The 15956-nt window shown below is 59.2% G+C and carries 15 protein-coding genes and 1 riboswitch; of the genes, 5 read left to right on the top strand and 10 right to left on the bottom strand.

The window, feature by feature from the left end:
- Positions 1–307 precede the first annotated feature (307 nt).
- The 3 genes from FS819_RS08515 to FS819_RS08525 all read left to right on the top strand — a co-directional run bounded on the left by FS819_RS08515 (position 308) and on the right by FS819_RS08525 (position 1699).
- The gene (locus tag FS819_RS08515) at positions 308–1093 is read left to right on the top strand and encodes a TSUP family transporter (protein WP_070165154.1); all 786 of its coding nucleotides are present in this window, start codon (positions 308–310) and stop codon (positions 1091–1093) included.
- Positions 1094–1157: 64 nt separating this feature from the next.
- On the top strand, positions 1158–1406 hold the full coding sequence (locus FS819_RS08520) for a type II toxin-antitoxin system ParD family antitoxin (protein ID WP_156551444.1): 249 nt from the start codon (positions 1158–1160) through the stop codon (positions 1404–1406).
- Positions 1403–1699, top strand: coding sequence for a type II toxin-antitoxin system RelE/ParE family toxin (locus FS819_RS08525; protein ID WP_156551443.1), 297 nt, complete (start codon positions 1403–1405; stop codon positions 1697–1699). The genes FS819_RS08520 and FS819_RS08525 overlap by 4 nt, the downstream gene beginning before the upstream one ends.
- A 51-nt stretch (positions 1700–1750) precedes the next feature.
- On the opposite strand, the gene cobO is transcribed toward FS819_RS08525, so the two are convergent.
- The 6 genes from cobO to FS819_RS08555 all read right to left on the bottom strand — a co-directional run bounded on the left by cobO (position 1751) and on the right by FS819_RS08555 (position 9135).
- Positions 1751–2395 carry a cob(I)yrinic acid a,c-diamide adenosyltransferase gene (gene cobO / locus FS819_RS08530; RefSeq protein WP_156551442.1) on the bottom strand — a complete coding sequence of 215 codons (645 nt, stop codon included), beginning with the start codon at positions 2393–2395 and terminating at the stop codon, positions 1751–1753.
- Entirely contained in the window at positions 2392–6174 is a 3783-nt protein-coding gene (gene cobN, locus FS819_RS08535; protein ID WP_156551441.1) for a cobaltochelatase subunit CobN, read from the bottom strand. Before cobN ends, cobO begins: the two co-directional genes overlap by 4 nt.
- 3 nt (positions 6175–6177) lie before the next feature.
- On the bottom strand, positions 6178–7251 hold the full coding sequence (gene cobW / locus FS819_RS08540; protein WP_156551440.1) for a cobalamin biosynthesis protein CobW: 1074 nt from the start codon (positions 7249–7251) through the stop codon (positions 6178–6180).
- A gap of 3 nt (positions 7252–7254) precedes the next feature.
- On the bottom strand, positions 7255–7782 hold the full coding sequence (gene cobU, locus FS819_RS08545) for a bifunctional adenosylcobinamide kinase/adenosylcobinamide-phosphate guanylyltransferase (protein WP_156551439.1): 528 nt from the start codon (positions 7780–7782) through the stop codon (positions 7255–7257).
- Positions 7783–7786: 4 nt separating this feature from the next.
- Positions 7787–8086 (bottom strand): hypothetical protein, encoded by a 300-nt coding sequence (locus FS819_RS08550; RefSeq protein WP_156551438.1) that lies wholly within the window; start codon positions 8084–8086, stop codon positions 7787–7789.
- 143 nt (positions 8087–8229) lie between these two features.
- Positions 8230–8612, bottom strand: a riboswitch (cobalamin riboswitch).
- A gap of 64 nt (positions 8613–8676) precedes the next feature.
- Complete coding sequence (locus FS819_RS08555) at positions 8677–9135, bottom strand: hypothetical protein (RefSeq protein WP_234624430.1); 459 nt, start codon at positions 9133–9135, stop codon at positions 8677–8679.
- Between the two features lie 456 nt (positions 9136–9591).
- On the opposite strand from FS819_RS08555, the gene FS819_RS08560 reads away from it, so the two are divergent.
- Positions 9592–9735 carry a DUF1127 domain-containing protein gene (locus FS819_RS08560; RefSeq protein WP_015916326.1) on the top strand — a complete coding sequence of 48 codons (144 nt, stop codon included), beginning with the start codon at positions 9592–9594 and terminating at the stop codon, positions 9733–9735.
- A 153-nt stretch (positions 9736–9888) separates the two neighbouring features.
- A complete protein-coding gene (trmFO, locus tag FS819_RS08565) occupies positions 9889–11346 on the top strand; it encodes a methylenetetrahydrofolate--tRNA-(uracil(54)-C(5))-methyltransferase (FADH(2)-oxidizing) TrmFO (RefSeq protein ID WP_156551436.1) in 1458 nt (485 codons plus the stop codon).
- Positions 11347–11391: 45 nt separating this feature from the next.
- Here trmFO and FS819_RS08570 read toward each other — a convergent pair whose 3' ends face one another.
- The 4 genes from FS819_RS08570 to secDF form a co-directional block, all read right to left on the bottom strand.
- Entirely contained in the window at positions 11392–11856 is a 465-nt protein-coding gene (locus FS819_RS08570) for a hypothetical protein (protein WP_070164972.1), read from the bottom strand.
- A gap of 243 nt (positions 11857–12099) precedes the next feature.
- Positions 12100–12963, bottom strand: coding sequence for a phytoene/squalene synthase family protein (locus FS819_RS08575; protein WP_156551434.1), 864 nt, complete (start codon positions 12961–12963; stop codon positions 12100–12102).
- Positions 12964–12967: 4 nt separating this feature from the next.
- A complete protein-coding gene (locus FS819_RS08580) occupies positions 12968–13354 on the bottom strand; it encodes an Mth938-like domain-containing protein (protein WP_156551433.1) in 387 nt (128 codons plus the stop codon).
- A gap of 3 nt (positions 13355–13357) precedes the next feature.
- Positions 13358–15928, bottom strand: coding sequence for a protein translocase subunit SecDF (gene secDF, locus FS819_RS08585; protein ID WP_156551432.1), 2571 nt, complete (start codon positions 15926–15928; stop codon positions 13358–13360).
- Between the last annotated feature and the right edge of the window lie 28 nt (positions 15929–15956).

Genomic DNA, 15956 nt, shown 5'->3' on the forward strand with positions numbered 1-15956 from the left:
TTATGTACGAAGCGCCGGAGCTGCCGGTTTTTCCGGCATCTCCTATGGCCTTTGGGACAGCTCCGGAATTGGCCCCCTGATTGGGTCAGCCGCACCGGACGATTCCAGCCTGTCGAACAGGCGCCGTCGCACATCTTGGCGGGCAGGAATAGCGAAGCGCCCGAGCCGGGTCAAACCGCAATTTCAGCCGAAGACGATCCGCCCACGGTCAAGATCATTCTCACGGAAAATTTTCCTCTCAAACCGATTACCGTTTGGCAGGGAATGCAGTATGAGGCTTGATATTCAACTCTTCTCCGGATTTCCCATGACCGATATTGCCATCCAAGCCCTGATCTTTCTGTTTTTTGCCGCCTTCATTGCAGGTTTTGTCGATTCGATTGCCGGTGGTGGTGGCCTTATTACCATTCCGGCCATGCTGATTGCCGGTATTCCGCCGCTGGAAACGCTGGGAACCAACAAATTGCAGGGCATGTTCGGCTCTGCCTCTGCCACCATCGCCTATAGCCGCAAGGGCCATGTCAACCTGAAGAAACAATTGCCGATGGCCGCCATGTCGGTGCTGGGCGGCGCGATTGGCGCTGTTATCGCGACCTATGTGCCGGGCGATGTGCTGAAAGCGCTAATGCCGTTTCTGCTGGTGGCAATTGCCGCTTATTTTGCCCTGAAGCCAAATATTTCCGACGTCGATAGCCACCAGCGGATGACGCCTTTCCTGTTCGGCCTGACCCTTGCCCCGCTGATCGCCATTTATGATGGCGTGTTCGGCCCCGGCACCGGCTCTTTCCTGATGCTGGCCTTCGTTTCGCTCGCCGGTTTCGGCATGTTGAAGGCCACCGCCCACACAAAACTGCTGAATTTCGGCTCCAATGTCGGCGCCTTCCTGGTCTTCGTGTTCAACGGCGTGGTTTTGTGGAAAATCGGCATTGTCATGGGCATCGGTCAGTTTCTCGGCGCCCAGACCGGCTCGAAACTGGCAATGAAAAGCGGTGCCAAAATCATCAAGCCGCTGCTGATCGTCACCTGCATCGGGCTGGCGATAAAGCTGCTGCTGGACCCAACCAATCCTGTGCGGGTGTGGATGGGGATCTGAACCACGTTGCTATGGTTACAACCATCCACTATATTCATTTTGAATACAGGATAGAGGTTTACCCATGGCAACAACCAGCCTGACACTTGGCCCGCATTGGGAAGGCTTCATCAAGCAGCAGATAAACAGTGGTCGCTACGCCTCTGCGAGCGAAGTGGTGCGCGACGCGCTCCGCGAGTTGGAGGAGCGGGAAGAAAAGCTGAAAATTTTGCGCCATCAGATCGACAAGGGCTGGCAACAAGCAGATCGTGGAGAATTTGCAGAGGATTGGTCGCTCCAGTCACTCAATGAAAAACTCGACCGCGAACAATGAGCGGCAAAAGCTATCGGGTCACTGAAATAGCACGTCTCGATGTCGAGGATATCGGTCGTTACACCAACAAAACCTGGGGCAAGCGTCAGAGAAACGATTATCTGCGAGCCTTATTCAACAGGTTCGAGTTTCTCGCCGAATTTCCCTATTCAGGGCAAAAGCATGACAACATCAGGGAAGGCCTTTTGGGTTTTTCCGAGGGCGCGCACATGATCTTTTACCGGATCAATGCCGATGGGATCGACATCCTCCGTGTCCTTCATCAGCGCATGAGCCTGGAAGAGCGACTGTAACAGCCCCGATCAAGTAACACCGCGCGCCCCAGAATACTCAGTTCTGGGCCATCAGAACTCCACACCCAACTGAGCCTTGATGCCGGAACGGAACGGGTGTTTGACCAGTTCCATTTCCGTCACCAGATCGGCAATCTCGATCAGCTCATCCTTGGCATTGCGGCCTGTCAGCACCACGTGGGTCATTGGCGGCTTTTCTTCCGACAGGAAAGCGACGACTTCGGCCAGGTCAATATAGTCGTAGCGGATAGCGATATTGATTTCGTCGAGCAGCACCATGCTGTTGGCGGGATCGCGGATCAGTTCCTTGGCCTTGTCCCAGGCGGCTCTGGCCATGGCCATGTCGCGCGCCTTGTCCTGGGTTTCCCAGGTAAAGCCTTCGCCCATGGTGTGGAAGGCGCAGAGGTCTGAGAAATGCCGCAGGATCAGGTCGCGCTCTCCAGTTGACATCGCGCCCTTGATGAACTGCACCACCGCGCATTTCTTGCCATGGGCAATATGGCGGAAGATCATCCCGAAGGCTGCCGAGGACTTTCCCTTGCCCTTGCCGGTATGGACGATAACAAGGCCCTTTTCGCCGGTCTTGGTCGCCATGATCTTGTCGCGCGCAGCCTTTTTCTTCGCCATCTTCTCGGCGTGGCGGGCAAGATCGTCCGATGCTGCTGCAACGGCTCCGCTATCGACGGTTTCGGTCATAGGGCATTCTCCAATTGGATCGTCTGTAAAATCTGGGCGTCAGAAATCTGGGACAAATGATATCTCGCCGAATTGCTGCGCGGCGTCCAGAGGCCACGCTCGATGGCTTCCAACAACCGCTGCGACATGTCCTTCAGCGCTGCCGGGTTTTTATCAGTCATGAAAGCCCGCACCCGGTCATCGCCGATAAAGGCCTGGTAAACAGCTTCGAAATGCGGCTGGCGCACAGCGCCGGTGGTGGCGGCAAAGGCGAACAGATAATCCACCGTCGCGGCAATTTCGAACGCACCCTTATAGCCATGCCGCATCACGCCTTCGATCCATTTCGGATTGACGACACGGGCGCGCACCACCCGGCCAATCTCTTCCTCCAGTGTGCGGATGACAGGCTTTTCCGGTCGGGAATGGTCGTTGTGATAGACGGTTGGCCTGCGACCCGAGAGCTGCTCGACCGCCGCCGTCATGCCGCCCTCGAACTGATAGTAATCGTCGCTATCCAGCAAATCATGCTCGCGATTGTCCTGGTTCTGCACCACCGCCTGCACGCCCTGCAAACGCTCTTCGAACAGACCGCGCTCAGCCTTGCCTTCTTCGCCCGCGCCGTAAGCGTAAGCGCCCCAGACCAGATAGGCCTCGGCCAGATCGGCCCGGCGCTCCCAGCCCTTTTCATCGATCAAGGCTTGCAGGCCCGCTCCGTAAGCGCCGGGTTTCGAGCCGAACACCCGGTAGCCCGCCCGGCGACTGGCGGTCTTTTCGTCCAGCCCCTGTTGCTGGAACAAGACTGTTTCAGCCTTGATACGCGCTGCAATCGGGTTATCCGCCGCATCCTCATCCAAAGCGCCAACTGCCCGCACCGCCTTGTCGAACAGGGCGATCTGCTCAGGAAAAGCATCACGGAAAAACCCTGAGATCCGCAGCGTCACATCAACACGCGGGCGACCTAAAATCGCCTGGGGAATGATCTCATAGCCCGTCACCCGGCGCGAGGCGTTGTCCCAAAGCGGCTTGACGCCGATCAGCGCCAGCGCCTGGGCAATATCATCGCCGCCCGTGCGCATATTGCTGGTCCCCCACGCAGTGATACCGAAGGACACTGGCCATTCGCCATGATCCTGCACATAGCGGGCAACCAGCAGTTCGGCGGATTTTTGGCCAAGTTGGTAAGCGGCGGGTGTCGGCACGGCGCGGCTATCGACGGAGTAGAAGTTACGGCCGGTCGGCAGCACATCCGGCCGCCCGCGCGTCGGCGCACCGGATGGGCCGGGAGCGACGAACCGACCGGATAGTCCTTTGAGCAGTCCGGCAATTTCGGCTGGGCCGGATTTGATCACGCTCGGTTTCAGCCGGGCTTCAACCTCATCCAGAACAGCGCTTGTGTTTTGCCAGTCTTCGGGACAGGCAAGACTGCCCGACACCATGTCTGAGGCCAGCAATTCGATCCGCTCGACCGTATCGCCCTTGGTGCGCCAAGGGGCTAGTGTGACGTTTCTCAGAAGGTCGGGTTGCGGCCCGTCCCAGATATCGGAAAACACACAGTCCAGAGGGTCGAAATCGGCCCATCCGCCAAGCGCATCCGCAGCAATCGCCCGGTGCAGACTGGCATCGCCGCCTTGGCCCCCTTGGCTCTGCCCTTGTCCACGCGGCACCCGCGCCAAGGCCACAACCAGATCGGTCAGCAACCGGCCTTCCGGTGCCTGCCCGAAAATATGCAGGCCATCGCGAATCTGCATTTCCTTGAGGTCGCAGAGATAGGCGTCGAGCTTGGTCAGCTTGACCTCCTCCGCCTCGCCCCCGGCAATGCCTGCATCCTCATCCAGACCAATATCGGCGACCAGATCGAGGATCTGGGTTTTCAACAGGGTAACCCGGCGCGGATCACCGCCCATCGCCTGGTAATATTCATCGACCAGCGCTTCCAGATCCTTCAGCGGACCGTAGCTTTCCGCCCTGGTCAGCGGCGGCGTAAGATGGTCGATAATGACAGCGCTGGTCCGGCGCTTGGCCTGCGTGCCTTCGCCGGGATCGTTTACGATAAAGGGATAGAGATGCGGCACCGGACCCAGCACCGCTTCGGGATAACAGCTCTCACTCAGCGCCAGCGCCTTGCCCGGCAACCATTCCAGATTGCCGTGCTTGCCCATATGGATGATCGCGTGAACGCCAAATGTCTGGCGCAAAAATGCGTAGAAGGCGAAATAGCCATGCGGCGGCACCAGATCCGGCGAATGATAACTGTCCTTCGGATCGATATTATAGCCGCGCGCTGGCTGGATGCCGACCATCACCTTGCCAAACCGCAGCAGCGGCAGCGCGAAACCGTCGCCAGCGAAAAACGGATCGGCCTGCGGCTCCCCCCATCTGTCACTGACCTCCTGCCTGATTTTGTCAGGCAGCCTCGCGAAAAACCGCTGGTAATCGGCAAGCGGCAGGATCTCGCGGATCACCCTGCCCTTCACCGCCGCATTGGTGACACCGGCCATCAATGTCGCCATCAGTGCATCCGAGTTGGCGGGCAGGATGCCGGTGTCATAGCCTTCGGCCTTCAGGGCCTTCAACACTTCAAGGCTGGCGGCAGGCGTATCCAGCCCGACGCCATTGCCCAGGCGTCCATCGCGATTGGGATAATTGGCCATGATCAGCGCGACCTGCCGTTCAGGCACAGGTGTGTGCCTCAGCCGCGCCCAATTGGCGGCCAGACTGGCGACGAACGCCATGCGGCCTTGGTCCGGCGCATGGCTGACCAAGGTGGTTTCCACCCGCGCATCGTAGCGGGCAGCGGATTTGAAGGAAACGGCGCGGGTCAACACCCGCCCATCCACCTCCGGCAGGGCAACATTCATGGCGAGATCACGGGCGCTCAGCCCTTGCATCGATGCGTCCCAGACGGAGCGTGGCGACGAGGAAAACAGCGCCTGCAAGACCACCGCACCCTGTTCGTCCAGCACGGTCGAGGGCGCATCGGCACCCGGAACGGAAACGGCAAAACCTGTCGTGTTGACCACCACATCTGGAGCGGCCTGGTTAAAAATCATCCGCAGCGTCTCAACGCAAACGGCATCCTTCAGACTGGCGACAAACACCGGCAAGGCCCGCAGGCCCTGCGCTTGCAGCGCCTCAATCATCGCCTCAACCGGCGCGGTCTCGCCGCTCTGGACAAGGGCGCGGTAAAAGCAAAGGGCGACAATTGGCCCATCACCTGCAAGCACCTGCCATGCCTGAACGTCAATCGTCCCTCGCCCCGGCCACCACAGCCCGGCCTTCAACAACGGCAAGGCCTCTTGCGGTTTTGGTGCATTGGTCAGCAGCGCCTGCGCGTAGGAGACGAAGTGACTGGCATTGCTATCGCCGCCCTCAATCAGATAGGCCCAAAGCGCCGATAGATCCGAGGCATCCAGGTTTGAAAAAGCCTCCAGCCCGGCATCCGGCTTGTCGTCGCCGGGCAGAACGACAATTTTTATCCCATGGCGGCGGGCGCAGGCGTGCAGCGCTTCCAGCGCATAATGAAAATAGCTGGCCCCACCCAGCGCCCTGACCACGATCAGTTTCGCATGGCGGGCCGTGCGCTCGATATAGGTATCGACCGACATCGGATGTTTCAGCGCCATCAGGCTGGCCAGCCGCCATGTCGCGGTCTCGGCTTGCCGCGCTAGCGCCGCCGCGATGGCGGACAGCTCGGTATCGGCGGCGGACAGAAACAGGATATCCCCTGGCGTCTGGCCAAGGTCTATCGCGTCATCCCCGTCGCTAATCGAGCCTTGCTGGGCAAGCAGAAGATGCATGGCTTACGCTGCCGCCCGGATGGCATCGGCAATCGCCGATTGGTCGAGATCATGCAGGCCAATCACCACCAGTCGCGTCGTCCGTTGCTCGCCCGACGCCCAGGGCCGGTCATAATATTGGTCGATGCGGTTGCCGACCGCCTGTACCACCAGCCGCATCGGCTTGCCCGGCACATCCACGAAGCCTTTCAGCCGCAGCACGTCATGCGCTTCGATCACGGTCTTCAAGCCATCGACAAAGCGGTCCGGCTCGCGCACCTGCGGCAGATCGACGACAAAACTGTCAAATTCATCGTGATCGTGATGATGGTCATGCGCCTCGCCGCTCGCATGCAGCGCCTCATGCTCCAGCTCGTGATGGGATTTGCGATTGTCGATATCGGCTTCCGAGCCGGCACCGATGCCAAGCAGCACCATAACCGGCACATCGCCATTCTTCGCCTCGATCAGGGTCGGCTTGCGGCTCATCCGGGCGGTCACATCGGTTCGCACTTTGGCGAGGCCATCGGCATCGAGCAGATCAGTCTTGTTGAGAACGATCATGTCGGCGCAGGTCAGCTGATCCTCGAACAGCTCCTCGATCGGGCTTTCATGATCGAGACTGTCATCGGCGGCGCGCTGGGCATCGATCCGGTCGTGGTCATCGGCAAACCGGCCAGCGGCGACAGCGGCACTATCGACCACCGTTACAACGCCATCCACGGTAACGCGGGTGCGGATGTCAGGCCAGTTGAAGGCGGCCACCAGCGGCTGCGGCAAAGCAAGGCCGGAGGTCTCGATGACGATATGGTCGGGCAAGACATCCCGTGCCAGCAGCTTTTGCATGGTCGGCACGAAATCATCGGCAACGGTGCAGCAGATGCAGCCATTCGTCAGTTCGATAATGTCGTCCTCGGTGCAAGTCTCGGCGCCGCAACCTTTCAGTACTTCGCCATCCACACCCAGATCGCCAAACTCGTTAATGATCAACGCGATTTTCTTACCACCCGCGTTCATCAGCATATTGCGGATGATGGTTGTCTTACCAGCGCCGAGAAAGCCGGTGATCACAGTGACGGGAATTTTCTGTTGCAACATTGTTCAGCCTTTCATTTTCAGGGGCAGGCCAGCCGCGACGAAATAAACCTCGTCAGCGCTTGCCGCGATCAATTGATGAAGCCGCCCGGCATGGTCGCGGAAATGGCGCGCCATGCGGTTTTCCGGCACAATGCCAAGGCCGACTTCATTGGAAACAAGCACGATGGAGGCGGAAAGCCGGGGCAGCAGATCCGCAAGGGCCGCCGCCTCAGCAGCCATGTCGCGCCCCTCCTCCATCATCAGATTGGTCACCCAGAGCGTCAGGCAATCGACCAGCACCACCCGGCCTGGCGCATCGATATGCCTAAGCGTGTCCACCAGCGCCAGGGGCTCTTCATGCGTCACCCAAAGGCCGCCACGATCCTGCTGATGCTGGTCGATCCGGGCGCGCATTTCCTCGTCCCAGGCCCGCCCGGTCGCGAGATAATGACGCTCCAGGCCGGTCTCTGCACAAAGTTGTTCGGCAAAATGCGACTTGCCGGACCGCGCGCCTCCGAGAACGAAGACACGTTTCGAAACTGTGTCTGCCATGGAGTCAGTTTCCACCCGTTGGCGGCGTATAGAGCCCGCTGGAACGCGGCACAAAGCCCGGCCATGCGGATGGGGCCACATCGGTAGCGGATGGCGCAGAAGACCGCACATCCGGCCTTGGCTGCGACAGCGCCCCGCCAAAGGTGGAATTGGAACCCGGTGGCGCCTGGAATTGCTGTTGAGCAGGCCGCTCAGAAGGGCCAGAGGGCGCATGACGGGAAAAGGGCAGCAGCGCAAAAACCAGCGCCGCCAGCACAAGCAGCGCTAAGGCCGCACCTATGCTGCGTGATGACACGAGCGTCATAATGACCTGCCTCCATTGGGCGCAGGCGGCGTAATACAAAACGGCCAAATGACCGTGAAGCGGAGCCTAAAAGGCCCGCGATCAATCTGTTGCGCCACGACAACCTCCGTGCTGGCGTCGGGGATCTCTCCCCCAATTGGGCGTAAAGCCCGTCACGGACGGCAGGTCTCCTGGCTCACAGCGTCAAACCGGTACCATCACGGCACCAGTTCGCAGATTTTCCTCACCTTCCCGGAGTCCACGGCAAAATCGAAAAGGCGGACGATTCGTAGATAAAGAGGCGTCCAACCCCGGCAGATCGCTTTGCCACTCCAGTGGCTTTTCCGGCCTATCCGCTCACCGCACCGGCCACACCACGCGGCCCGCCATGCAAGGATCTTCAAAACCGGATTGAAAACCCTCGCTGTTCTACAGTCGCGGGGTCGGCTGCGTTTGGCATGCCCTGTCTGGGTCCACGCCTTCGCATTCCCTTTTGCTTTCCAGCCTCAATCTCTTCAGGCCGAAAACCATCCGCCTCTAGGGTTAGCAGAATGAGGTTTGAAGTCAATCTGCAAGCCATCAGCCATCGCTCTCTCGTGTCTTGGTACCCGCTATAGTTTTGGCGCGGTCAGGGAAAACAGCGAGCGGATCCGGGCTGAAATTTCTTCCGCCAGGCTTTCAGGGCCAAGCGTCTGATCATTGGTAATGGTCAGCACCTTGAACGCGCCCTGAGCGACCACATCACCGGTTTCAACCGAGGCAGCGCTGACTTTGATCTCGGCTTCATTGTGCTGCTTGTCCAGCCCCAGCCCACTTGCCATCGTCTCGACCCTGACCGTCAGAATCACCCGCGGCAGAACCTCGCTGCGCACCGTGGCAGCAACGGCAGAAGACAGTCGCCGCTCCACGCCCTGCACCAAGGCCAACGGCACTTTCGGACCCGCCAGCACGGTGACCGCGCGAATATCATAGTAAAACTTCTTCGGCGCTGATTGAAACAGCCCGGTCATGCACCCGGCAAGTGCCATGCAGATCGATAGAAAGGCAAAAACGCGCAAATACCGCAGCAAGGTCAAACTCCGCACAAAGATATGGCACGGACCATCAAAGCCAGAGCTTGCCGCAAGCTTATGCCATAAGTCCGCAACGGAGATAGACGTAATGAGGGCGTTTTGACGAATTATGCCGCCTTTTGCTGACCACAAAGCAGGGAATGTTGCGCAAAAGAAAATATGCGCTGGCTTCTTCTTAAACAAAGCCATTATAGGACCGTCTTGTGCCTGAAGGTCGACAACTCCACACCCTCTCAATGGTGAGAATTTCACCCGGAAAAGGCCTGCTTTGAGCGCGCCAAGATCAAGCTCAAATCTTAGCCGAAGCACAATAAATAGCCATGAATCTGCACAAACGCATAGCAGTCGCCCATTTATTGCACTGCCACAAATGCTTTCCCCGATGTATAAGCATGTCAACAGCTGAGGCGGGAGAGACCGCCGGATCAGCAAACAAGATCTCGAGGAAATGTCATGAACCCGATCCGCATTGCTAAAAACTGGATTAGCTATCGCCGCACTCTGTCCGAACTGGGCGGCCTGTCGAACCAGACCCTGTCCGATATCGGCATCACCCGTTACGACATCCGTCACATTGCCAACCGTTCGTTCCGTTAATCGGATCCGGTTTTAAAATTTGAATTGAATGTTCGAACGGCGCTTTTGGCGCCGTTTTCTATTTCTAACTCTCCAAACCAAGCTTGCATCTCCAAAGTGCAATTTGCTCTGTTCAAGATTGGAAGCGGCGGCAAGGCGTGATAAGCAGCCGCCATGACAGACAACAACTCCTATTCCCCTATTCACATCATTGGCGGCGGGCTGGCTGGCTCCGAAGCCGCATGGCAGATCGCTGAGGCGGGCGTGCCGGTCATTCTTCATGAGATGCGCGGCCTTCGCGGCACCGACGCCCATAAGACCGATAGCCTTGCTGAGCTTGTCTGCTCCAATTCCTTCCGCTCCGACGATGCCACCGCCAATGCGGTCGGGGTTATCCATGCGGAAATGCGGCTGGCCGGCTCGTTGATCATGGCCTGCGCCGACCGTCATCAGGTACCGGCGGGTGGCGCGCTTGCCGTTGACAGGGACGGCTTTGCCGAGGCCGTGACGCAGGCGCTGCAAGCTCACCCGCTCGTAACCGTGGTGCGCGAGGAAATCACCGGCCTGCCGCCGCGCGATTGGGATCTCAGCATCATCGCCAGCGGTCCGCTGACATCACCGGCACTGGCCGAGGCCATCCGCGCTGAAACCGGCGAGGACGCGCTTGCCTTTTTCGACGCCATCGCCCCCATCGTCCACCGTGACAGCATCAATATGGATATCTGCTGGTATCAGTCGCGCTATGACAAGGTTGGCCCGGGCGGTACGGGTAAGGATTACATCAACTGCCCGCTGGACGAGGCCCAGTATAACGCCTTCATCGATGCATTGATTGCCGGTGACGCAGTCGGCTTCAAGGAATGGGAAGGCACACCCTATTTCGACGGCTGCCTGCCCATCGAAGTCATGGCAGAACGCGGGCGTGAAACCCTGCGCCATGGACCGATGAAGCCGATGGGGCTGACCAATTCCCATAACCCTACCGTGAAAGCCTATGCCGTCGTGCAGCTGCGCCAGGATAATGCGTTGGGCACGCTCTATAATATGGTCGGCTTCCAGACCAAGCTGCGCTACGGCGCCCAGGCCGAGATTTTTCGGATGATCCCCGGTCTGGAAAACGCCGAATTCGCCCGGCTGGGTGGCCTGCACCGCAATACCTATATCCATTCACCAGTGCTGCTTGATCCGTCTCTTTCCCTAAAGAGCAGACCGGGCCTGCGTTTTGCCGGGCAGATCACCGGCTGCGAAGGCTATGTCGAGAGCGCCTCCATCGGTCTTCTGGCCGGTCGCTTTGCTGCTGCCGAGCGCAAGGGCGAAGCCCATAGCCCGCCGCCGGTGACAACGGCGCTCGGTGCGCTGCTCAACCATATTACCGGTGGCCATATCGTGTCCAATGACGAACCCGGCAAAAAGTCTTTCCAGCCGATGAACATCAACTTCGGACTGTTTCCGGATCTGGAGCCCGGCTCCATCGTCAAGCCAGAAGGCGTGAAGCGTTTCCGGGGCAAGGACAAGACTGTCATGAAGCGCCAGTTGATCGCCATCCGCGCCCTAACCCATTGCCGGGAATGGCTCGGCCTGCCGCCGCACATCCCACAGCCGGTTGCCGAAATGGAAGACGCGGGCCTTTAATACCGAGGCCCGAAGATCTCAATGGACGTGATTGTCCCATCCTACTCAAGAGGATGTCTTGTCAAACCTGTCTTCCGCCGGCTCCAAATCGTTCGGCGCGATATAGTTGCCGAGCAGCCATAGCGAAACTTCTGCTGCCTCGGCGGGCTTGGCGAAAATATAGTCGCCGTTATGCTGGGCTGCATCGAGAAACGTGATGTGGAAACCGTGAACGCTTTCCAAGGGCTGGACCTGCACATGCCCCGGCTCGATCAAATGGCAGGCATAATGATTGCGAAGATTGCGCATGAAGCCTGCACGGTTGTCATGAAGCCTGACGAATACCGCTTTGCCATCGGCTGTGGCATGCAGGCTGCGGATGGCTTCGCCAGGAAAGGCCCGGCCGAATTCCAGGATAGCAAGCCCGACATCGCTTAGGGTTTCGCCATCATTGCGCTCCGCCATGCGCGAGACATACCAAGCGAAGGCGATAATGCCCAAAAACACAAAAATACCGATCCCAACGCCCACTGGCAACCTCCGGATGATGCTTGAGCAGCACTGCCGATCGAGGATCGCGCAATTGCGGCAACACTTTATATCTGCTGCATAATCCGTTGATACGATTCCAACTTGCGGATTTTGCAGTTGGCAAGATTTAACGGATGAGCCTTGCGTGAGTTTGGAGCCGGAGTGCAAACCTGTGCGTCGTTTGCCAGGAAAAGTGGAATCCGGGTTTTCCCGAGGGGCTGGTTCAGGAGGGACCTGACAGCCCTAAAATCGACCCGTCACGCTGGCGCGCAGCAGTGTCAGTTGGCGGCGCCACTGAGCTCGGCGAATCGGTGTTTGCAGAATATCGGCGCCGCGCCGACGAGCATCCCGCAGAATCGGCCCTGCGAGCGCCACAGGCAGATAGGCAGCAACCAGAGACGCCGGAAGCTTGCCACCAGCGCGCGCCTTGGAAAGGTGATCGAGCCCCAGACCGGCAAAGGCTTCGATGGCACCATCGATCCTCATCTCGTCCTTGCCCGACAGAAAGGCATCACGGTCCAACCCGGTCGCGGTCAGGATTTCGTCAGGAATGTAGAGCTGCCCTCGCGCCCGATGTTGCGGCATCAGCGCCAACAGTCCGGCAATGGCCTGGGCAACCCCAGCATGTCCGGCGATGGTTGCGCAATTCAGCGCGGCCTCGGTATCCAGCACCAGGCTCGCCAGCTGGATTAGCGCCGAGGCGGTCTCTCCCGCATAGCCTTCCAGCGCCGATCTCGGCCCGATCGGATCATCGTAAAGATCGGCAATCCGCGCATCGATCATGTCGAGCAAGGGCTGAACCGGCAGGTGATAGCGCTCCACAGCCGCCAAAAGCCCTGCCGCCAGCGGATTGGCCGTGGTATCGCCATGTCCCTTGCCGGAAAGCAGGTCGCGCCAATATTGCAACCGGATTTCGCCCGGCAAGGGTTCGCGCACCAGATCACGCACGCGGGCAAGCTCGGCATTGAAGGCATAGAGTGCTGCCAAGGCAGGCTGCTTTTCCGGCGGGGAGAGAAGGCAGGCCAAATACCGGTCGCGGTCGATCTCCCGCAGCGTCGTAAGGCATACATCCGGGACCAATGGCGATGGCTTTGCACTTTCGGCCATGGGATCAGACAGCAATCAACGCGGCGGCCACAGGCCGTTCTTCCGCCAGCATCACATTATAGGTCCGCACCGCAGCTCCGGTGCTCATCGGGTCAGAGCCGATGCCAGCGGCGGTCAGAGCGGCTTTAACGTCGCTGGGGATACGGCGCAGTTCCGTGCCAGTCCCCAACAACAGGAACTCGACTTTATCCGCCTCGTCCAGCAGGCGCTGGAGGGCGGCGACCGTCAGGTCCTCGCCCTCGCGCATATCCCAGCCATAAATGCCTGATGGTAAAAGCAAAAGGGAGCCGCGATGCGACATATCCGCGAACCGGAACCCGCCATTGCCATAGGCATCAATGGGGGACCTGCCCGGAAAATGCGCCTCGCGGATGATAATGCCCTTTGCCAATGCCTATGCTCCCGCCTTGCCCGCTGCGCCGTTCTTTTCCGGCTTCGCTTTTTCAGCCTTATCCGGCTCGCCCTGGCCCTCGGGGCGCAGACGGAAGGCGATCAGCACCGGTGCCGCCATATAGATAGAGGAGAATGTGCCGACAAGAACCCCGAACAGCATGGCAAAGGTGAAGGAGCGGATAACTTCGCCACCGAACAGGAACAGTGCCAGAAGGGCCAGAAGCGTTGTCACCGATGTCAGGATGGTCCGCGACAGGGTCTGGTTGATCGACGTGTCGATCAGCACATCCAGCGGCATTTTCTTGTAACGGCGCAGGTTCTCGCGCATCCGGTCATAGACGACCACGGTATCGTTCAGCGAATAGCCGACAATCGTCAGGATGGCCGCAATACTGCTGAGGTCAAACTCCACCCCGGTGACCACGTAGAGGCCAAGCGTCAGGATGACGTCATGCAGGGTTGCGATGATCGCGCCTGCCGCAAACTGCCACTCAAACCGGATCCAGATATAGACCAGGATCGCCATCAGCGAAATCAACACGCCAATGGTCGCCGATTTCGTCAACTCACCCGACACGGACGGGCCGACGACTTCGGTACGGCGGAACTCGTAGGCCTGTTCCAATGCGCCCCGCACCTTGGCCACAGCCGATTGTTCGCCGTTTTCACCCTCGTCCTGGGCCTGCAAACGGACCAGAACACTGCTCGGATCGCCAAAACCCTGGACCTGGACATCGCCGAGATTGAGACTGCTCAACTGTTCGCGGATGGCAGCGGGATCGGCATTGCCCTGACGGGCCTTCAACTCGATGATCGAACCGCCGGTGAAATCGATGCCGAGCTTCATGCCGACCGTGCCGAAACCGACAAGGGCGGCAATCGACAAGGCAGCCGACAGCAGGAATGTATAACGGCGGACACCCATGAACGGAATGTTGGTGCCGTCGAAAATCCCGGTCCTCACCCCCTTGGGCAGAGCCTTGGGACGGCGCGTATTCACCCAGACGGTAAACATCCAGCGGGTCAAGCCAAAGGCGGTAAACACCGTGGTGATGATGCCGATGGCAAGCGTTACCGAGAAACCGCGCACCGGACCGGAACCGAGAAAGAACAACACACCAGCGGCAATCAGCGTCGTGACATTGGCGTCAACGATGGTCGCCAAGGCCTTGTTGAAGCCGATATCGATGGACTGGATCAGCGAGCGCCCGCTCTTATATTCCTCGCGGATACGCTCGTAGATCAGCACGTTGGAATCAACCGCCATACCGATGGTCAATACGATACCGGCGATGCCCGGCAGCGTCAGCGTCGATCCAAGCAGCGTCAGGATGGCAATAATCATGACGATATTGGCCAACAGCGCAAGCACGGCAAGCACGCCGAAAAATCCGTAAAGCCCGATCATCAGCACCACGACCAGCCCCGCGCCGATAAAGCCGGCAGAAACCCCGGCCCGGATCGAATCGGCACCAAGGCTTGGGCCGACGGTGCGCTCTTCGACCACGGTCAAGGTTGCCGGCAAGGCACCGGCGCGCAGCAGCACGGCCAAGTCATTGGCGCCCTGCACCGTGAAATTGCCGGAAATCTGGCCGGAGCCACCGACAATCGGTTCACGGATCACAGGCGCGGAAATCACCTGATTGTCGAGCACGATGGCAAAGGGCCGCCCGACATTCTGCTGGGTCGCCTGGGCAAAGCGCTGTGCGCCACGGCTATCGAAACGGAAACTGACGACCGGTTCGTTATTCTGCTGATTGAAGCTTGCCTGCGCATCGACGAGATCCTCGCCGGACACCAGAACCCGCTTTTCGACCAGATAAGGCACTGCGGCCTCATCCTGGCTGTAAAGCACTTCAGACGTGGCAGGCGGGCGACCGCTGATCGCTTCGGTGGCCGACATGCTGGTATCGACCATGCGGAAGCTCAGTTTCGCGGTCTGGTTCAGAAGATTCTTCAACCGCTGCGGATCATCAAGACCCGGCACCTGTACGATAATCCGGTCAGAGCCCTGGCGCTGGATCAACGGCTCGGTATTGCCAAGCTCATCGACGCGGCGCCGCACGACTTCGATGGACTGGGTGAGGGCCGAGGACATGCGGTAATCGATACCGGCATCGGTGAGGTTGAACTTCAACAACCCATCGCCGCTATCGTCCAGTGTCGCTTCCTGGATGCTGCTCGACCCGAAACCGCCGGTGCTGACCGGTGCAGTCAGTGTCTGCAAGGCCTTGCGCGCCGCATCAAGCTGGGCCGGATCGGTAATGCGCACCTGAACCGCCTGGCCAACGCCATTCAGCCCCGTATAGCGAACGCCCGCATCGCGAAGACTGCTGCGGATATCGCCAACCACGGCTTCAAGCCGCTCCTTGACGATATCGTTGCGCTCGATCTTCAGCATGATATGCGAACCGCCCTGCAAATCGAGACCGAGCGTCATCTGCTTGCTCGGGAACCAGGACGGAAGACGGGCCAGTTGATCCTTACTGAACAGATCGGGCAGCGCAATCAGGACGCTCGCCACGACGGCAAGCCAGAGAAGAATTGTTTTCCAGCGGGAGAAATGCAGCATCGACATCTCGAAGGGTAAGGTCTGGGCA

The sequence above is a fragment of the Allorhizobium sp. Av2 genome, assembly GCF_021462805.2.
GTDB lineage: Bacteria > Pseudomonadota > Alphaproteobacteria > Rhizobiales > Rhizobiaceae > Allorhizobium > Allorhizobium vitis_G.

What these genes read in the sequence shown, in the direction of transcription:
- FS819_RS08515 (WP_070165154.1), top strand. Translation starts at nt 308, where the DNA reads ATGACCGATATTGCCATCCAAGCCCTGATCTTTCTGTTTTTTGCCGCC.
- FS819_RS08520 (WP_156551444.1), top strand. Translation starts at nt 1,158, where the DNA reads ATGGCAACAACCAGCCTGACACTTGGCCCGCATTGGGAAGGCTTCATC.
- FS819_RS08525 (WP_156551443.1), top strand. Translation starts at nt 1,403, where the DNA reads ATGAGCGGCAAAAGCTATCGGGTCACTGAAATAGCACGTCTCGATGTC.
- cobO (WP_156551442.1), bottom strand. Translation starts at nt 2,395, where the DNA reads ATGACCGAAACCGTCGATAGCGGAGCCGTTGCAGCAGCATCGGACGAT.
- cobN (WP_156551441.1), bottom strand. Translation starts at nt 6,174, where the DNA reads ATGCATCTTCTGCTTGCCCAGCAAGGCTCGATTAGCGACGGGGATGAC.
- cobW (WP_156551440.1), bottom strand. Translation starts at nt 7,251, where the DNA reads ATGTTGCAACAGAAAATTCCCGTCACTGTGATCACCGGCTTTCTCGGC.
- cobU (WP_156551439.1), bottom strand. Translation starts at nt 7,782, where the DNA reads ATGGCAGACACAGTTTCGAAACGTGTCTTCGTTCTCGGAGGCGCGCGG.
- FS819_RS08550 (WP_156551438.1), bottom strand. Translation starts at nt 8,086, where the DNA reads ATGACGCTCGTGTCATCACGCAGCATAGGTGCGGCCTTAGCGCTGCTT.
- FS819_RS08560 (WP_015916326.1), top strand. Translation starts at nt 9,592, where the DNA reads ATGAACCCGATCCGCATTGCTAAAAACTGGATTAGCTATCGCCGCACT.
- trmFO (WP_156551436.1), top strand. Translation starts at nt 9,889, where the DNA reads ATGACAGACAACAACTCCTATTCCCCTATTCACATCATTGGCGGCGGG.
- FS819_RS08575 (WP_156551434.1), bottom strand. Translation starts at nt 12,963, where the DNA reads ATGGCCGAAAGTGCAAAGCCATCGCCATTGGTCCCGGATGTATGCCTT.
- secDF (WP_156551432.1), bottom strand. Translation starts at nt 15,928, where the DNA reads ATGCTGCATTTCTCCCGCTGGAAAACAATTCTTCTCTGGCTTGCCGTC.